16 protein-coding genes are annotated in these 17,074 nt (G+C 43.3%); all 16 read right to left on the reverse strand.

The window, feature by feature from the left end; translation table 11 throughout:
- A partial coding sequence (locus HPY74_04315; GenBank protein ID NSW89903.1) for a DEAD/DEAH box helicase family protein occupies positions 1–3,079 on the reverse strand: 3,079 nt, incomplete at its 3' end.
- A gap of 3 nt (positions 3,080–3,082) precedes the next feature.
- A complete protein-coding gene (locus HPY74_04320) occupies positions 3,083–6,247 on the reverse strand; it encodes a site-specific DNA-methyltransferase (GenBank protein ID NSW89904.1) in 3,165 nt (1,054 codons plus the stop codon).
- A gap of 24 nt (positions 6,248–6,271) precedes the next feature.
- On the reverse strand, positions 6,272–6,478 hold the full coding sequence (locus HPY74_04325; protein NSW89905.1) for a DNA-binding protein: 207 nt from the start codon (positions 6,476–6,478) through the stop codon (positions 6,272–6,274).
- Between the two features lie 46 nt (positions 6,479–6,524).
- Positions 6,525–7,019 (reverse strand): hypothetical protein, encoded by a 495-nt coding sequence (locus tag HPY74_04330; GenBank protein NSW89906.1) that lies wholly within the window; start codon positions 7,017–7,019, stop codon positions 6,525–6,527.
- 40 nt (positions 7,020–7,059) lie between these two features.
- Positions 7,060–8,100 (reverse strand): SH3 domain-containing protein, encoded by a 1,041-nt coding sequence (locus HPY74_04335; protein ID NSW89907.1) that lies wholly within the window; start codon positions 8,098–8,100, stop codon positions 7,060–7,062.
- A gap of 326 nt (positions 8,101–8,426) precedes the next feature.
- The gene (locus tag HPY74_04340) at positions 8,427–9,131 is read right to left on the reverse strand and encodes a DNA repair protein (protein NSW89908.1); all 705 of its coding nucleotides are present in this window, start codon (positions 9,129–9,131) and stop codon (positions 8,427–8,429) included.
- 1 nt (position 9,132) lies between these two features.
- Entirely contained in the window at positions 9,133–9,375 is a 243-nt protein-coding gene (locus HPY74_04345) for a hypothetical protein (GenBank protein ID NSW89909.1), read from the reverse strand.
- 167 nt (positions 9,376–9,542) lie between these two features.
- Complete coding sequence (locus HPY74_04350; GenBank protein ID NSW89910.1) at positions 9,543–9,809, reverse strand: helix-turn-helix domain-containing protein; 267 nt, start codon at positions 9,807–9,809, stop codon at positions 9,543–9,545.
- A 10-nt stretch (positions 9,810–9,819) separates the two neighbouring features.
- Complete coding sequence (locus tag HPY74_04355; GenBank protein NSW89911.1) at positions 9,820–11,658, reverse strand: type IV secretory system conjugative DNA transfer family protein; 1,839 nt, start codon at positions 11,656–11,658, stop codon at positions 9,820–9,822.
- Positions 11,659–11,750: 92 nt separating this feature from the next.
- The gene (locus HPY74_04360; GenBank protein ID NSW89912.1) at positions 11,751–13,232 is read right to left on the reverse strand and encodes a toprim domain-containing protein; all 1,482 of its coding nucleotides are present in this window, start codon (positions 13,230–13,232) and stop codon (positions 11,751–11,753) included.
- A gap of 146 nt (positions 13,233–13,378) precedes the next feature.
- The gene (locus HPY74_04365) at positions 13,379–15,154 is read right to left on the reverse strand and encodes an SEL1-like repeat protein (GenBank protein ID NSW89913.1); all 1,776 of its coding nucleotides are present in this window, start codon (positions 15,152–15,154) and stop codon (positions 13,379–13,381) included.
- An 11-nt stretch (positions 15,155–15,165) separates the two neighbouring features.
- The gene (locus tag HPY74_04370; GenBank protein ID NSW89914.1) at positions 15,166–15,573 is read right to left on the reverse strand and encodes a hypothetical protein; all 408 of its coding nucleotides are present in this window, start codon (positions 15,571–15,573) and stop codon (positions 15,166–15,168) included.
- A 150-nt stretch (positions 15,574–15,723) separates the two neighbouring features.
- On the reverse strand, positions 15,724–15,921 hold the full coding sequence (locus tag HPY74_04375; GenBank protein NSW89915.1) for a hypothetical protein: 198 nt from the start codon (positions 15,919–15,921) through the stop codon (positions 15,724–15,726).
- Between the two features lie 64 nt (positions 15,922–15,985).
- Positions 15,986–16,237 (reverse strand): hypothetical protein, encoded by a 252-nt coding sequence (locus tag HPY74_04380; protein NSW89916.1) that lies wholly within the window; start codon positions 16,235–16,237, stop codon positions 15,986–15,988.
- A 21-nt stretch (positions 16,238–16,258) separates the two neighbouring features.
- Positions 16,259–16,633, reverse strand: a complete 375-nt coding sequence (locus HPY74_04385; GenBank protein NSW89917.1) for a hypothetical protein — start codon at positions 16,631–16,633, stop codon at positions 16,259–16,261.
- A gap of 13 nt (positions 16,634–16,646) precedes the next feature.
- Positions 16,647–17,024 (reverse strand): hypothetical protein, encoded by a 378-nt coding sequence (locus HPY74_04390; GenBank protein NSW89918.1) that lies wholly within the window; start codon positions 17,022–17,024, stop codon positions 16,647–16,649.
- Positions 17,025–17,074 lie beyond the last annotated feature (50 nt).

The raw sequence follows: 17,074 nt of genomic DNA on the forward strand, positions 1-17,074 counted from the left end.
GTGTGCCGGACATGATGAAGGAATTCAAAATAATCTGCTTTTCGGTGCAGGTCGGCTGTAACTGGGCTTCCTTTTCCTTTATAGTCTTGTAAAATTGTATTTTGGGGTTATTGATATTCTTTTCCAGCATCATTATGCCCTTGGGATCAATAAAGGTTATATACTGCTTGTCATCTTCGGCAATCCACATAATAAAGTCCGGGTAAAAATTACCTGCTTCAAAAAAGCCAATACCAACTTTGCTCTTATTGCGGAGCAAATACAACCTCTTTTCTATAAAAGCAGATGGATTATCATCGCAATATTTCTTCAGCCTGTCAATAAACAGCTTTTCGTCGCTGTTTAGGCTTACAGGCGAAACCTCAATACGGATTCCTTTATCTATAGAGATAAGGGGAGTGTAAAGGTGGTTGTAAAAGTCAAAGTAGCGGAAATTCAAATGCTTATCCTCGTACTTGCCCAAACGCCTGTTTTTTTCCAAAGCCTCTCTGATTCCCTCAATCAGCTCTGCAAATTCTTCGAATTTCTCTTTGTTAAAAAGAGTAATATTATACGCATCGATAAAATTCTTATCACTGGATTTTAAGTCCCCGTAAACCAGGTGCGGCGCTTCCCATTGGGCCTTATGATATTTAAAAAATCTGTCCAGATAGTTTTTTAGAAGCATAACACATATATCATTGATTCTGCCGATTTTATCAAAACTGTCGATTTCCATCAGCGCCCTGGGGACAAACAAAGTGTACCAGCCCTTCAGCTTAAGTATTTCCGGCAATAATGACTTTTCGATGCTGATATTGTAATAAACCTTTTGGTTTTTGTATTGCAGCAGTTCGGCATAAAGCTTATCCATATCTAAGAACGCGATATGATGTGGCTCCAATACAGCCTCGTCCTTTTGATATTTTACATCTTCACTCCTGGTAGAAGTAAGACTTTGGATGGCAGCATTATAATCAACCTTGACTTTATTTTTGACCAGGTTGTCCATAAAGCCGTCTGAAGGAGTGGTAAGGATCAGCCGTTTCGACTGCTTTTTGAAATTGATGCCGTCCTTGACCTTAATCACCTTCAGTTTATCCTTCGCATCATGAAAACGGCTTACTACAGGGAGCTTGAATTCTCTGATGGAGTCATTCAGATCCATATCTTCCTTTTCAAGATATTCTTTGAATTGTGCCATATAATCGGCTTTTACCCCAAATATAGTTAAGGTTTCTATTTTGTTAATATACCTCGGCACTTCAACAGGGTAGTCCAGTTTGGAACTGCGCTTGAGACAGTTTCCGTAACCTTTAAGTCTTACCCCCCTGCCAAAAAGCTGGATGGCCTGAGAGCCTTCGCCCTTGGCAAAGTTAATCAGCCCCATGGTGGAAACCCGCCAGCTGTTCCACCCTTCTGTAAACTTTTTAGAGCCTATAAGTATATTAATCCTGGAATTTTTATCATTTATTCTTTTAAACAGGGATTCGTTCTCAAACTGGTTTTCATCGGTAACAATCCCGGTCTTCCCTTTTTCAATATTCTTAATCAGCTCGCTGTCGCCGCCGGCGCCAACATTGATAACCCCGAAAAATTCATTGTCACTGCCAATCCGTAAACCAATTTCTCCGCCCAGCTGTTTTAAATTTACCAAGTGCAACCTGCCTGTGGAAGTTGTCTCAAAAACGATTTTTAACACATCGTCATAAACAGAGCCGGCATCTCGCTGAAACAGATTTTGCAGATAGGAAAAATCGCCATAAAACAGCTCCTGTCCTCTTTCATCAAGGAGCCCGGTATTGTCATCCAGCAGCATTTTGATCCGGCTTACGGCCTTTTCTTTGTTTGCCGTAAAGCCGTTAATAAAGGCCAGAACTTCCTGCACGTCGGTTAATTCGTCCTTGCTGACGGTTTTATTCACGCTGTTGCCCACAAATACTAAGAGCGGCTTTTCAATATTGAAGGGGACAAAGGCCCCTCTCTCGCTCTGGTAAATTTTCATCTGCTGATAGAAACTGAGTAAACAACCCGTTAAATACAGCTCCTGCTGTTCTCTGGAAAGACTCTCTTTCAGGTTGTAAATTCGGTATTCCTTGCCATAGCCGTCATTATAGAAGTACTTATAAGAATAGTCAAATATAATGGCCTTGCCGTACTGATGAGCAAGAGCCTCAGCTTCCGATTTTGTTTTTTCCTCCTTGATAGCCTGCTTAAAAGTCGCCGAATACTCAAAGGAAAACCCGTACTCCGACAACCGGCTCCGAAAATCGTACCACACATTTCCGGAGAGTCCTTTGTGCCCTTCATCAACCAGGACAAGGTTGTTCTGCTCAAAACTGTCCACAGAAACAGTCTTCACCTTCCCCTGCTCTTCCAGCTTGTTAATGTCGATAACCAGCACCTCGTCTTTTTCCTGCAGGGTATCCTTTTCAAAGAGGCGGCAGCGGATGCCGGAAAGCTTCATTTCCTCAATGTGCTGGTGCGATAAACCTTCATTGGGCGTAAGAAGAATGATTTTATTAAGGGTCAAACTTTTGTTATATTCCTGCGCCCTCTTAAAGTAATGTTGGAATTGCAGGATATTAGCATGCATAATTAACGTCTTGCCGCTACCTGTAGCGCACATAAAGGCCAGCTTGTTCAAGCTGTCCGGTGTATAATCCGAAATTGTTTCACCATCGCTTTCAGCATTGAATTCATGCAGGAAATTATTTAAGTCGGCAACAAAGTTCTCCCTGTCCAGGAAGTACCTGTCAAGATACATCTCGGTAAAAAGGAGAGCAAGATACTGGAAATATTTTAGGGTAAGCCCGCCCCGACCCTCGCCGATATGCTGGACATAACGGAAGATGTTTTCATCATACTCCTTCAGCTTGTCCTTATTTAAAAAGCCCAGCTTAACATACTTGCGTACTATAAATTCATGGAAATAGGAGGTGTTCTCTTCGTTATACCCTTCCAAATCGGCAGACCGCATATCTTCCGCCAGTTCCCTGAAATCTCTTTTGCCAAAGAGGGAAAGGAAGTACTTATTGAGCACCAGGCAATCATTGAGATTGATGGCTTTATTTGCTTTCTTGGTCTTTTTAGCCCCCATACATCACACCCCCTCAAACATCCTCTTTTTAAATTCAAGCTCGATTAAATGAACCTTCCACTGCTCTTTGTCGCCCTTGAGGTTTTCCAGATTGTTATCTCCATTAACATAGATAATGTCGAACTCGCTGTTTTTTGTTTCTGCGCGGTATTTCACAAAGAAAGCATCCAAAGCAGCGTTATCGGCTGCCAGATCTTCGGTAAGATTGCGCCAGATAACAAGAGCTTTATCCCCATTGGGCATAATACCTTCCACTGTTTTAAAGGCATATTGCCCTTCCTTGTCTTCTGTAAGCATTACTGCGTTTTCATATTCACCCTCAGGATCAGGGACGGCATTAAAGCGAGCAGCAGCTTTTTGTCTCGTAACAGCAAGGCCAAGGAGGTAATTAAAGGTTTCCACCAGGTCTATGGTTGTTTCTTTTGTCTCGTTGTTCTCGGCAATTTTCATTTTATAGGCAAAAGGCTCCTTAAAGCGGTCAAGGTTTAAGAGGCTGCCCCTGCTTTCAATGTCCAGCATATATGATACAAGGTACTCGTTAAAGAAGTTTGCGTCCATCCTTAGCTGCTTCTCCTGCTCAGTCGTGCGGCTAAGCTCGATATTATTCAATGTATCCTCGTAGCTTTCCAGACGGATGTATTTAAAAATCTGTGAAACACCGGTATTTCTGTTCTGTGGCTTGCCGTCCTTCCAATCTTTAGCGTAGACAACCTTTTTAATCCTCGGCTTGGTAATTGTGTTGAAATAGTTGCCCATTTCCACAAGGATATACTTACGGTTGCCTCCGTCTTCGCGGTTGAGGTTTATTACTGCATGACCAGTTGTGCCGGAGCCGGCGAAGTAATCGAGGATTATTGATGTTTTCTCTGTTGCAGCACCAACCAAAACTTCATAAAGTGAAACAGGATGACAATAAGGAAATACAATACCCAATTTGTCTGTATCAGCTTTACCTTTCATTCCATTTTGAATAACTGATGTCATTTGGCGTTTTGTATCAGCTGTTAAAAACATCTTTTGTCGTGGCTGTGTTGTTTCATCTTTTCCAAATAAAATTTCTCCTCTTTTCATCATATCTTGAAGCGTTTCGGGTGTCCTTGAAAAGCCATTAGGAGGTATCGCACAAGGCTTTTTAGTTATAGGGTGAATAAGTGGCTGAAAAAACTTAGGGTCCGTTCTTGGTTCTGGAGCACGTAAGCTTACACTTTGATATATTTTACCATCATCATCAATATACCTATATGCTTTTTCTCCGCCGCTTAAATTGGTATTTTGATTAATCCATTTTGTATATTCTCGGCGAACATCTTCGTTTACGCCGCCATATTCAGAAATAAGCCCTTGCACATATTCAATCATACTTTTGACATTATCACTATTAAGGTTTAGTGTGATTAAATTTTTAGATCGCCAAATTACATATTCATGTTGTGTAGCCAATCCAGCTCCACCAGTCATTGGATTGCGCTTATCCCATATAACAGTACCAACATTAAGTAAACTTGATTGTTCAAAAACATTCCAAAGTCGCTCATACTCATTTTCATCAATATGACAAGCAAAAGAAGAATCGTCAGACATAAGAGGCACTGAAATAATTAGTCTATCATACATCATGGACATCCAACTTGAATGTTTATAATTGTTTTTATATAAAAACCCACTTGTTTCCGTATTATATGGAGGATCTATGTGAACACAATCAATCTTTTCTCTATACTTCTCCTGCAGCAAATTCAATGCCTGAAAATTCTCACTGTGTATTAAAAGGCCGTTTGTCTCCTCATCTAAATTGTCAATGCTTGCAATCAGCCTCTCCTTGAATTCCGTCGTAAAATGCTTTGTATCCAGCACAAGGTTTTTATTCTGTTTTAAAAAATCTACGGTCAGCGGATTGGAATAAGCCTCTGTCATCAAGTCCCCGGCAATCTCATCGATGGCATACATTTCCACCCATTCCTGCCGTTGTGCATCATTTGCAGATATTTCAGGATAGAAACTCTCGTCAATTTTATCAAGGGTGATACACCAGTTTGTCTCAACCACAAACTTTTTCTTGAGCCACAGCTTTTTCTGAAAGTCCTCTATTTGCGCCAAAAAGTCAATAATGGTGCGGCCTACCTTTTTAATGGCCTTCACCTTGGCCAGGTAGGCATTTACTTTCACTTCATTGTCGGTATCCAGGTCGTCCAGATGCATTATCTCGGCTTTTATGTAAAAATCCAGTTCCCTGTTCAAGAAACCGCGCAAATCTTTGTGAATAAAATAATCGAAGGTGTTCTTGGCAACATAGGTTTCCAGGTGCTTTTCCAGAATTGTGCGGGTCTTATTTTTATCTGTTGGGGCAGGCATGTTTATGGCCCAGACAAAGCGCTTTAAGTCGGCATTTTCTGAAACGGCGCCTTTAATTTTATCAACGGCGGATTTATTTAATTTAGTATTATCTTTCAACTTGTTTACACTATCCTGCTCACTTGCAGGAACACGATATTCAAATTTTATTGTAAGCTCATTACCCTCCGCTTCCAGGAAGTTTTCATCCAGCAGAATAAATTCGCGCTTTTTGTCATCACTTTCTTTGTTGTTATTTTGCTCGGTATTGGCGTCAACCAGCTTAAAATGAATCGTATACTTTTCTCCCTGTACATCTACCTTAAAGGAATAATCCCTGAAGTTTTCGCTGGTTTTGATATAGTATTGGTCATGGTTGGCCCAGTAAAGTTTGACTTCTTCCCCCTCATAGGGAATAGCATAAACACCTTCTTTGTAGCGGCGTTTGCTGATGAAATCTCCCTCATCATAGTAACGGCTGAAAAAGTTATATAAAGCTGAATAAACATCACTTTCCAGCTCGGCAACTCCCGTACCGGAGGCAAGCAACGCCTTATATTCGGCATATTCTTCCCTTAGCTTGCTGTCCTCTACCTTAACCCCTACGCTTTCACACTGCTTCTCAATTTCTTCAATACGCTTTCTTACCTGACTGTTATCAGTAGCATATTTCGATAGTATGGCATTAACTTCACTGACAAGAGTAGTTTCAATGAAGTTATTGATCTCGTTTTTCCGGATATTCATGATGCGGTATATGCCAAAGTCAAGATCTGATTTCTCCAACTCAAACATGTCCTTTAAAAGTTTGGTAAAGCGTTGTAGTTTTTCGCTCATTGCCTAACCCCTCCTGTTCTAGTATCAATCTTCTTTTGCATTAATCCTGGTTTCTTCTCTATCTTCTCTTTTAAACCTTGCATCTGCTGGTTTTGGGGCATCTTTAGGAATTGCCCAGACCCAGCCAAGGCGCTTGGCTCCATCAACTCTGCCCTGTTCACACAGAACCTGTACCCGCCGTTGGGATATGCCCCATTTTTCAGCAGCTTCTTTCGCAGTAATATATTCCATTTCTCATCCCTCATCGAAATGTAGTTTTCTAGGCTCCAGCAATTTCTTAATCCTCAATCCCATAAAATAATGGTTTATCTTTAATCAGCTCTTCCATCCTTTTAACCACACTGTCTATTTCGGCACTTTCTTTAAAATTATTTGATTTCAATGCTTCTATATAAGATTCCAATATTTCAGCAGGTTCTATTAAACTTATATTTTCCGGCTTATTGCTGAGCATGACTTGTGCGTCTATAAATGCACCCATACTATTGATCACAATATTAAGTAATTTTCCCGCACGCTCACAGTTTCCTTGTCTCATCTCATTCCTTGCCTTCAAGATTAAACTGCGGATATCTTCTCCCCATATGGCATAACGTGAATGAGTAGCTTTAGCCTCTTTATCACAATCATTAAAGATGGCCCGCTCCAACCTGTCCATTACCCATTCCTCGCTATTGCCCTCTTTCATACGTTCAAGAACTGCTGGATTTTCCATTCTTTGGAGATTATAAAAATCCAGTATGCATCTTATTAAAGAATTCATTTGCTTCAAATAAACACCCCTTCTTTCTTGCCATCCAAAACTTTTCTACTTATTCCAAACCATCATCTTCAGCAGCGCTGGTAGACTTCGTTTCAATGGTTTTCACTGTTGTCCGTTTAGCAATATATCCCCTGTAAACAGTTTTTTTATCTTCATCCTCGTCTTTTACAGTCACATATTCGACCTGGTACCAGTACCGTTCTTCACTAATAATCGTGACGATTTCATTTTTTGTAACGGTATATACAATTGGAGCTGCTTTAGAAGGTTCTTTTCTTATTGCTGCTTTATCTGAAACGACGGTAGCCTGATGCACAAAACCGGCAATCGTCGCTATTGCACTTATTATGGTAATTAACGTAACAATTGCTTTTAAAACCCGCATGACTATAGGATTTTTTTCCTGCCATTTTATTATTGCTATATTTAGTTGTTGCTGCCAGTTTGGAGAAGAATAAATCTCTATTATGTCGTTCACAAGCTCTTCCTCTTCGATAGAGGTTAAAGATACCTCGTCAATTTCACTATCAAAATTGTTAAATATCTGAGAATATTCGTCTTTAGGGAATAAGTTCCCTAACAAATTGTTATAAGCAGTGGTATTTATTATGTTTTGAAAAAGGTTTTGATAAGTACTTAATGAGTCTGTAATGGACGACAGCCTGCTGTTATTAAAATTAATCCTCTCAAGGATTGCTATAGAATTCTCAAACATACTGCCTAAACGCTTAGGCATAATGCTTTCAATCCTATTTGCATAAGAAATTGCCGCTCTAATTGCAGGCGTATTGACAATATCTAAAGCTCTTTGTGTTTCAGAAAAAACCGCAGCATTAGGCAATACAAGCTTTTCAATACGCGGAAAGAGTTTGTCCATTTTCTCTGCATATGAAAATGCAGAAGCAAATTCTGTGCTTTTAAAAAGATTGGCAATATAGTCTTGCTGTTGAAGCCACCGACTAATAGGCGTCTCAAACATTGTTGCTATATTAAGCCTTGATGCTATTCCTGTCAACCTACTGATTCTATCCATTTGTTCCATATATCTATTCATAGTCCTGAATGGCTTCTCTAACTTATCCTTTGACATTTCTACCGAAAGCCCCCCACCTAATCGCAAACCGTTCTGATTCAACTTACAGCTAGGCATTTGCATTCTGTTTTAACCGATATATCCCATTGACATATCTCTTAAAAGTTATAATCATACAAAATATATTATATTCGAAACTACGAATAATGGCAAGTATTCCCTTCATAATTGAAGAAAATTTTCAATTGGTTTCTTTCCATCAATGGAAATATATCTAACTATAACTATGCCCGTAAGCTCATAAAGCCTTGCATAGCAAGACTTTATGAGCTCAAAATAGATATACTGAACTAGCTGCAATCGTTTTTCCCCTTCTCTTCGGCCTAAAATGAATGAGTATACTGACAACTATCCTGGTTTTCTTCCACCGCCGATTCACTTAATGCAATCACTTCATAATTTGCTTTACTTACACACTGATGAGGAATTTCTCCTTGTTCCGCCATGGAAGAATAGCGTGTTCCGCCTACAACAATATGGTCTAAAACTTTGATTTCAAGAGGATGAAAAATATCAACAAATCTCTGTGTCAATGCCCTATCTTCCGGAGAAAAATTTGTGGAGCCGCCGGGATGATTATGGGCCAAGATTATCGCCCTGCAATCACAGGCAATAGCATATTTCAATACCTCTCTGGGATAAACAACTGCTTGTCCAACACTCCCTTCAGACATGGTTTTTGTTTCAATCACGTTATTGCCATTATCCAGAAAAGCAACCATGAACCTTTCTTTATCCTTCATTCCACCCAAAAGAGCCAAAAAATACTGTCCCGATACGGTTGATGAATTAAGCATAATCTTCTTCTCACTTTCGTAGATTTTCAGGAGGTTATAAGAAGCTATGAATTCATTGAGCAGCCCTATCTTTTCAAGCTGTTTTTCATTTGGTTCCATGATATGAGGGTGTTCCAAGATATTAAAAGGGTTGTTTTCTTTTGCATACTGCCGAACCTTTTTGTAGGGCAGTCCTGTTAAAGTCGTCAGCCCTTTTAAAAAGCTTTCGGTATGCTGCATATTTTTCTTCATGTTATGCCTGCCCCCTTTCCTCACCAAATACCTCAATAATAATTCTTAAGCTTTTCAGCTTCTCATAAGTCTCCTGGGATAAGCCAAGTTCAAGTGATTCGAGATGAAGAAAAAAGTTATTTATTCCCATGTTTTGAAAACATCCACAAACCCTTTCTTCTGTATCAGCATCCAATCCAACCAGCAGAGACAATAAAGCTGCACACTTCTTGTACTCCGCTTTTCTTGATTTTTCTAAATTCATCCCATCTTCCACCTTTCATGCTATTTATCCACTAATCTATTTTGTTTCTTTGTCTGATGTTGAATATTTCTTAGAGTGGGGAGTTCACTGCATAGCTCACAGTGAACCGTACCACAGTTCACCAAATAAACAGACTGCCCCCTTGGTGTAAAGAAGGTTTTTCAGAGTTACCCCATCCCTGATTTTAAAAAATACATATTGCTGCTCTTGCCCCCGTTCTCACGCCATCGCTGCTCCTTGCAAAGATAACCGCTCTTTTCAAGGTCTGCGATGGCTCTTTTTACGGTACTCCGCGACAGCTTCAGCTCCTCGGCAATGGTACCGATCGCCGGATAGCATTTGCCGTCCCTGTCCGCCCTGTCACGAAGGTACATGTAGACGGCTACAGCCCTATGGGGAAGCTCCGATGCATAAAGTGATTTAAAATAACCCATTGAGTACCTCCTAATCTGTGCGCAGCGGCGTCTCCATTTGCCGCTGTGTTTTTGTCTTTGTCTGCAGCCTGGACTTCAATGCTTTCCCCTGAATCTCTTCAGCAGGTGCAAGGGATATGCCGCCTTGAGCTGATGTGGAGTATGGTCCCTGTTCTTCTATATCTTCATATGATATATGCCTTTTGACGATTTCCCCTTCCAGCTCTTTTTTGTCAGCATAGGCAACCTTGCGGGCGAATTTTTCCTGCAGTTCATACACCTTTTCAAACCGGATACCCCATTCAATGAACAGCTTTAAACTGGTTTTCATAGGGCAGGCGCCGGTCTTTGCGACAATGAAGCTGCCTTTGGGCAGGGTCTTCAACTCATCGGGAGTCATCAGGGGACGCTGGATCATTTGCAGGGATTGGGATGGATCATGCTTCCCCCGGGTGACCGAACCTGATAAAACCGTCTTATTGCCAAGGCTTCTGGAAAGTATCTCCGCTGATTCCGAGTTTGGGGCAAAGCCTCCAAAAATGGTGTCCTGGCAGTTGTCGATGATGATAGCGGCTCCTTCCTTGCCGTAGTTCTTTTCAAGCTGCGCAAAGCTCTGTATGATGGCCACGATGGAAACACGGCGGGAACGGGAAGCGGAAAACATCATCTCTGCACATTCAATTTTTGGTATAGTGCCGATCTCATCGAGGTACATCATGACACGGTTTTGAAGCCTGCCGCCCTGCTCATCGGCCACCGACAGTATCTCCCGGTAGAGCTGCTGGACAATGAGGGAGATTAGAAAATATTTTGTATTGTCTTCTTCCGGCATGACAAGGAAGATGGCAGACTTTCTTTTGCAAAAACGCTCCGCATCGATGGCAGTGTCAAAGCACAGTATCTGCTCCAGTTCTGAGTCCAGGAATGCATTCAACCGGGAAAGGGCTGTCGACAGGACGCTTTGCATGGCCTGCTCCGCAGTGTTTAATGCCGCTCCCGCAAACCATCTTGCCTTATGCTCTGACGGGAGCTTTTCAATAAGCAGCTGGAACTGGTTTTTGCCTTTTACGCCGGAGGGAGCCAGCAAGTCCTGTATGAGCTTAAAGACCGATATGATATGGCGTTTCTCGTTTGGACAGTATTCCGCCACCAATAAAATGACGGCAGTCAGCAAGCCCTCGGCTGCATCGTAGAAAAATGCATTCTGGCCGTAGGAGCCTGCATCCAGTCCTCCGGAGTTGACAATGGTTTTTGCAATGATCTTTGCATATTTCTCCGCCCTGGCTTTTGCTGGGAGATTATCAGGATTGGCAAGGTATTCATCCATATATTTGTTTACAAGGTGCAGCATATTGTTGCCGTCGCTGCGGGTGGGGTTTCTCAGGTCAATGACGGACACATCGTAGCCATAGTAGTCCTTGGCGATGCATCCGTAATTCCTGTAAAGGTCGCCCTTGGTGTCGGTGGTAATAAAGCTCATCCCGGATGCGCAGGCATATTCCAGATTGGGATAAAGGAAATTGGCGGTCTTGCCGACACCCGCCGCACCGATCATCAATGCATGCACATCTCCCTGGTCTACAAGAGCGGTGACCAACCCTGAAGCCGTTTTGCATCCCACAACCAGACCCTGCACCTTGGGCAGGTTGATGCCCTTGCGCCACTGCTCCGGCTCATAGGGTACATGAGCATAGGTCTTCTTGATTTCATTCTTCGTTGCAAACCTTGCCGTGCCATGCTGACCATCACCTACAGTCTTGGCCTTGATGCCATTCAAGGTATAGTAATGAGCCAAAAGGATGATAAAACCGATGACTCCAAACATAGTTGCAGCAGCTATGATTAAAGTAACCACCTGTGATGCTTGCATTGGTTTCCTCCTTCTTTCCAAATTAAGAAAGCCATGCACCAATGGTTTTTCATTCGCACATGGCTTTTTTCAAATATGCAGTTATAATATTGCTAAATACCAGGCTGCAAAAATTCTTCGCAAACAGCCTGCATATAATCGACTCTCTCTTCATTCTGCTTTTGCAGGGTTTCAATTTTTTGCTCCTGGCTTTCGAGGCATATAAAAATTTGAGCCTTGACACAGTTTAGTGCAAGACTCATATATGATGCGATTAATTTTTGCTTATCCTCAAGGGTACGGATTCCAGATGTGTTGAGCTGAGCAATAATGGCATTGACATCCCGCTGGATATCCTCTGCTTTGGTTTTCAGCTTTCCCCGGTCCTGGTGCGGGTGATAGCTGCGACAGAGTTCATCGGTCAGTTGCTTAAAATTCACCGGTTTTTCAAGCTGCCGGTATTGCACCATCACTGCAAATAGCGCATATACCGTCATGCTTAGCAGCTGTTCCATCAGGACAGCTTTTTGTCTATCGGTTGACCTTGATGACTGCATGAGGGGCACTGCTTTTTCATAGTGCTCCATCAGCATTTCATGGGGATTTTTCACGGATTTGATAATGCTGCACAAGTAATGAATCTTTCCGCACAGCTCTTTGCAGGCTTCAAGCTTCGGATGCGGTTTTGCCGGAATTGGTGTTATGCCATGCTGCGCTTTCAAGTCCTCATTCCAATCCTTGCATGCGGGCTGTAAATATGAAATGCAGGCGTATCCTTTTTCATGCAATATGTCTGTAAGTCGCCCGGAAGCTTCTATACCGGCAGGATCATGGTCGAGGCACAATACCACATTTTTAAGGTGAATATTTTTTGACAGCACATGCAGCATGGCATGTTCAGCCACACCGTCCAGCGCTACATAACTGTGCTGCTGCCAGCCGTTCTTATGCAAGGTGATAAATGACAGCATGTCGATGGGAGCTTCAAATACATAAAGGGTATCACTTGTACCGATGTAATTGAAGCTGTATTTTGGATCGGAGCCTTCCACATTGCCACGGTAACCAGCAGCGTTGGAATAGGTTCCCCTTTTATGCGCATGCCGGGCAGTTCCGCTTTCATCATAGCCTACAAAAACAACATTGTGATATTCCTTATCCTCATATATTTTTTTCTCTTTCACAAAGTGGGTGAGGACATCCCGGTCAATATACCGCTGCTTCAAGAGGTAGGCATATACCTGGCGCATATTATCTGCAGCCTCCGGCAGAAGAAACTCCTTTCGCTTTGGTGGGGAGTCATTTTTATTGATCTGCTTAAATTCCACACCCTGTTCGCCGCCTAGCAGCAGTGTCACTGCATCAGGGAATGAGAGGCCATAAAATTCCTGCACAAAATCAATGGCCAGACCACCTTGCCCGGCGCTGTGGCGGAACCACCGGTTGCCCCGGATTGTCACACTATCATGACGCTTCCACCGCCACTCCCTGCCGGAGCGTATGAGCTGCTCTCCCTGCCGTCTGAGAAAGTCCACAAGGTCAACGGAGTTTGCACGCTGTTTCTGCTCATCGGTAAAATGTACGTACTCTGCCATAGCGATCCTCCTTTGTCAGCGTTTCCGCTTGCCCGACCTGCGAAAATAAGCCACCCTTTTCACAGGTGGCTTCAGTCTTGAGAATATATAAGAGACGGGGAGCTTTTCTTTTTTCTGTAGGTAGTTCTTCTTCATGCGAATTCCTCCTAATAGCTTTGATGTGGCGCATGGTCGTTATATGCGTGACCTTGCGCCAGTTTTTTCTCCATGAGTTTTTTGCGGAGCTTTCGGTCAATCTGGATGAGAGGATTGCCAAAAGCTTTCTGATACTCCTCTCTAAAGATGTTGCCCAAGTGATGCATCAATCGTGTTGCTGCAAGGAGTATGGATGGGTCTTTGAAGGAATCCATGCGTTCCAGCAAATACTCTGCATAGATATTTCCCTGTGCTGCAGCTGCCGACAGCCAATGCAACGCTGTTTCCTTATCCTGCCTGACATCATGCCCCAAAAGATACAGTTTGCCGAGGGCATATTGCGCATACTGGTTTCCCTGTTCTGCAGATTTGGTGAACAGCTCCACAGCCTTTACGGCATCTTTCTCTAGATGGTTTCCTGTAAGGTACAGCTTCCCCATTGCATACTGTGCGAGAGCATTCCCGTTGTCCGCAGCTTTCCCCAGCCACTGCAATGCCTTTTCTACATTTTCATGCTCGCTGTCCGATTCAAGATAAATCCTGCCGAGCATATACTGTGCGTTGACATTTCCGAGCTTTGCAGATTTCTCAAAATATGTGGTGGCAGCAGTAATATCACCATCATCTTCTATTGATATATCCTGCTCCTCGTCCGGCTCAAAAGTGAAATGGTGACTGCCGATATTTAACGCTTCGGCAATCACCATGTTTTTAATGCTCTTGAATTCTTTCTGCTGTGAAAGCGGAAGAGGCGGCGGCAGCTTGTCAACATAGGTGCTTAAAACTTCATTACGCATTTCGTACCAGCTGCTGTAAAGCTCTGTTACTCTTTCATCCTTTGCAAGCTCATCGACAATCTGATTAACGACTTCCTTGAGGGGAGCCTTCAGATAACCGTATTGCTTCTTGCCGGAAGTATGCTTGAGCTTTTCAGCAAGGCGGGCAATCAATTCTTCTATATTTTTATTTTCACATATCCCTGAACGAATTTGAGCGATGATGTCCTGCATGGCCTCACGACTCTGCCTATTCAGGGCATTGCGTCGTTCCGTCTGCTTTTCATAAATCTGCATCAGGTCCTGGCGGAAGATTTCCCGTGCGAGACTTCCCCGCATGTTTTCTATCCCTTGCTTTGTGACATAAGCTTCTTTGGGATTGATGGAGTAAGCAATCAGGTGAATGTGCGGGTGATGGCTTTCATTGTGAAAAGCAGCATACCATCGCAAATTTTCCGGAGCAATCTTCATGTTTTCCGCAATGACATTCCGCTGTGCCCGGAGCAAATCCTGCCATGACTTTGCATTGTCATATCCCAGCCTTGATGCATCTTCGCGCCGGAGGGATACAATATTTGTCCACACATTTCCGGAATGGTTTGATACTTCATCAGCAACTTTTGAAAGTACAACAGGTACACCTTCATCTGTAAAGAGTCCGTGGCTGCCGATCTTTTCAACTCTCGGACGATTAGCGATGTAGTCTACAAAATTTTTCTTTTTACCAATCAGATCGAGATTGTTTTCAAGAGCAATAGAAATAAACTCCGATGCATTTTCGCTTGTCGGATTTTTCAGATAGTCCTCGTACTCGAATAGGTCAGCAGTATCCGGCAGCATTTTCAGAATTTCAGAAATTAACATCTGCTGGTTTTTTGTTGCAGGAAGGAGGCGTGAGCTGTCGGAGACTTTTTCGACTCCCTCACGGGTGGCCACATATTCTACCAGATTGGCCAGATGCGCTTTGGGTGCATTTTTCAAGTACCGGCATTTGAATATGATCCTGGGCATAGCATATCACCTTACTTACCCTTTTGATATTTCACTGTTTCCTCAAAGGTAACAGAGCCGATGGTCTTTTTCACATCGTTGATGCACTTCCCCCGGAGCTTTTGCAGCAGCGTTTCATCGATCTCAACAGTAGACGCCAGGACATTCATCATCATGGACATCTCCACCGCCAGCTTGAAAAGCAGCCGTGCAATACGGTTCTCAGAGCTTTCAACAATACCTGAAAGGGTGGAGGTAATTGCACTGGGAAGATATTTGTTGTTTTCACCGGATGTGATATATCCGCTGTAAAAGTGAATGGCCTTTTCTATAAACTCGCTCCGGCTTTTGCAGTTGTTCTTCGGGAAAAGCTCATCTGTCTTTTTTATGGTTTCGGGATACAGCCAAATGGGAATTCTCTTTTTATTCTCCTCTGCCACTCTCAATCCACCTCCGTTCCTTATCTGGATTCCATTCACATATTCGGCAACCACCTGTGAGGTGTACCTGTAAAAGCCTTTGCATGCGGGAAAAACCCGGATTTCCGACCACCCGCGGGGTAACTGCAGCCCTATTCAGGTGCACCTGATTCAAAGCCTTTCAGCCCGCATTGCGGGCTGATGTGATTCGAGGGGAGGTCGCCTGCGACCACCCCTCTTTAACCTGCACCGTTTTCGACCCCATGGTTCACCCCTGCAAGGATAAGCCATGCCTGCTGCCGTCTTCTTTATGCTCTCAACAAGCCCCAAAAAGGGGCGGAAAACTGCCCAAAGGTATATAGATGCCATCCTCCCCCTGAAAAGGCCGCACAAGGGCACACAGCCGCCAAATATTTGGCTTTTTGTATGCTATTTACACGGTGGTGCTGGCATTATTGGCAGCAGCCGTAGAGGAAGGCCGGGACGGTCTTTTCGGCTTTTCCTGCACCCTGGAATCCCGGCTTTCAATGTACTCACGAACTGGGGCGGGGACGTGCTTTTCGTAGAGCTTTTGCATCACATCGTCCAGCTCCGTCTGAAGGTCGGCATCCTTTTTACCCATGTACTGCTTGATAGCGTTCAGCTTTTCTTCATCAAATTTGATTTGCAGGGTTGCTTGTTTCATTGTGAATCTCTCCTTTTGAATTTACATACTCATGCTCATGCCCTGGGATTCTTCCGGTTCTTCCGGCAGCTCCGGCTGCCTGGCCTGCGAAGATAATGATGCTGATTCAGCCACCGCCTGCTCACGCTGGCGGCGGGTTTGTCTTGACTGGCGTTCCCTTTGTGGCTCCGCCTGCTGCTCCTGAGCTCTCTGTTCAGACGTTTCCTCTTGCAGCGATGCTTGGTCAAGCTTGCTTTCCACATATTCTCGGACGTGTGCCGGAACAACTTTTTCATAGGTTTTATCAAGGTAATCCTTTAGCTCCTGCTCAACAGCCAGCTCCTTTTTGCCCATAAAAAAACGGAGTGCATCCAGCTTCTCCGTGGGGAACATTATTTTCAGTTCGGTTTCTCTCATGGCTCTTTTCCTCCTACAAATTCATTTTCATACCGGTAGATTCCGGCTCCGGCTTTGCATCATGAAGCCCTTGAGTTTGCTCCTGATGCGCAGCAAGAAAATCACAGGCGTTGGGCAGGAAAGCAGCGTAGCGGGCGTAACTGCTTCCCTCGCTTTCTACAAGTATACCGTCCGGCCTGCCCTCACCAACTACCATCAAGCAGTGATATGTCCCCTCTTGGTCCACATACATGAGGTCGATGTTGTCCTTGATAAAGTCGTAATCCGCCAGCATATTCTTGGAAAATGTATCGTACTCCCGAGGATTAAGCTCAATAATTTTTTCAATAACGCAGTCCCTGGGCTGAAAGTCAGCGGTTTTTCTTTCAAAAATAGCTTTGGTCTTTAACATTTTTTCCCTCCTTGGCAAGCAAAAAAGCCATCCCTTTTCGAGATGACTTT

The organism is Bacillota bacterium, from assembly GCA_013314855.1.
GTDB lineage: Bacteria > Bacillota > Clostridia > Acetivibrionales > DUMC01 > Ch48.

What these genes read in the sequence shown, in the direction of transcription:
- HPY74_04320 (NSW89904.1), bottom strand. Translation starts at nt 6,247, where the DNA reads ATGAGCGAAAAACTACAACGCTTTACCAAACTTTTAAAGGACATGTTT.
- HPY74_04325 (NSW89905.1), bottom strand. Translation starts at nt 6,478, where the DNA reads ATGGAATATATTACTGCGAAAGAAGCTGCTGAAAAATGGGGCATATCC.
- HPY74_04335 (NSW89907.1), bottom strand. Translation starts at nt 8,100, where the DNA reads ATGTCAAAGGATAAGTTAGAGAAGCCATTCAGGACTATGAATAGATAT.
- HPY74_04340 (NSW89908.1), bottom strand. Translation starts at nt 9,131, where the DNA reads ATGAAGAAAAATATGCAGCATACCGAAAGCTTTTTAAAAGGGCTGACG.
- HPY74_04345 (NSW89909.1), bottom strand. Translation starts at nt 9,375, where the DNA reads ATGAATTTAGAAAAATCAAGAAAAGCGGAGTACAAGAAGTGTGCAGCT.
- HPY74_04350 (NSW89910.1), bottom strand. Translation starts at nt 9,809, where the DNA reads ATGGGTTATTTTAAATCACTTTATGCATCGGAGCTTCCCCATAGGGCT.
- HPY74_04355 (NSW89911.1), bottom strand. Translation starts at nt 11,658, where the DNA reads ATGCAAGCATCACAGGTGGTTACTTTAATCATAGCTGCTGCAACTATG.
- HPY74_04360 (NSW89912.1), bottom strand. Translation starts at nt 13,232, where the DNA reads ATGGCAGAGTACGTACATTTTACCGATGAGCAGAAACAGCGTGCAAAC.
- HPY74_04365 (NSW89913.1), bottom strand. Translation starts at nt 15,154, where the DNA reads ATGCCCAGGATCATATTCAAATGCCGGTACTTGAAAAATGCACCCAAA.
- HPY74_04375 (NSW89915.1), bottom strand. Translation starts at nt 15,921, where the DNA reads ATGGCATCTATATACCTTTGGGCAGTTTTCCGCCCCTTTTTGGGGCTT.
- HPY74_04380 (NSW89916.1), bottom strand. Translation starts at nt 16,237, where the DNA reads ATGAAACAAGCAACCCTGCAAATCAAATTTGATGAAGAAAAGCTGAAC.
- HPY74_04385 (NSW89917.1), bottom strand. Translation starts at nt 16,633, where the DNA reads ATGAGAGAAACCGAACTGAAAATAATGTTCCCCACGGAGAAGCTGGAT.
- HPY74_04390 (NSW89918.1), bottom strand. Translation starts at nt 17,024, where the DNA reads ATGTTAAAGACCAAAGCTATTTTTGAAAGAAAAACCGCTGACTTTCAG.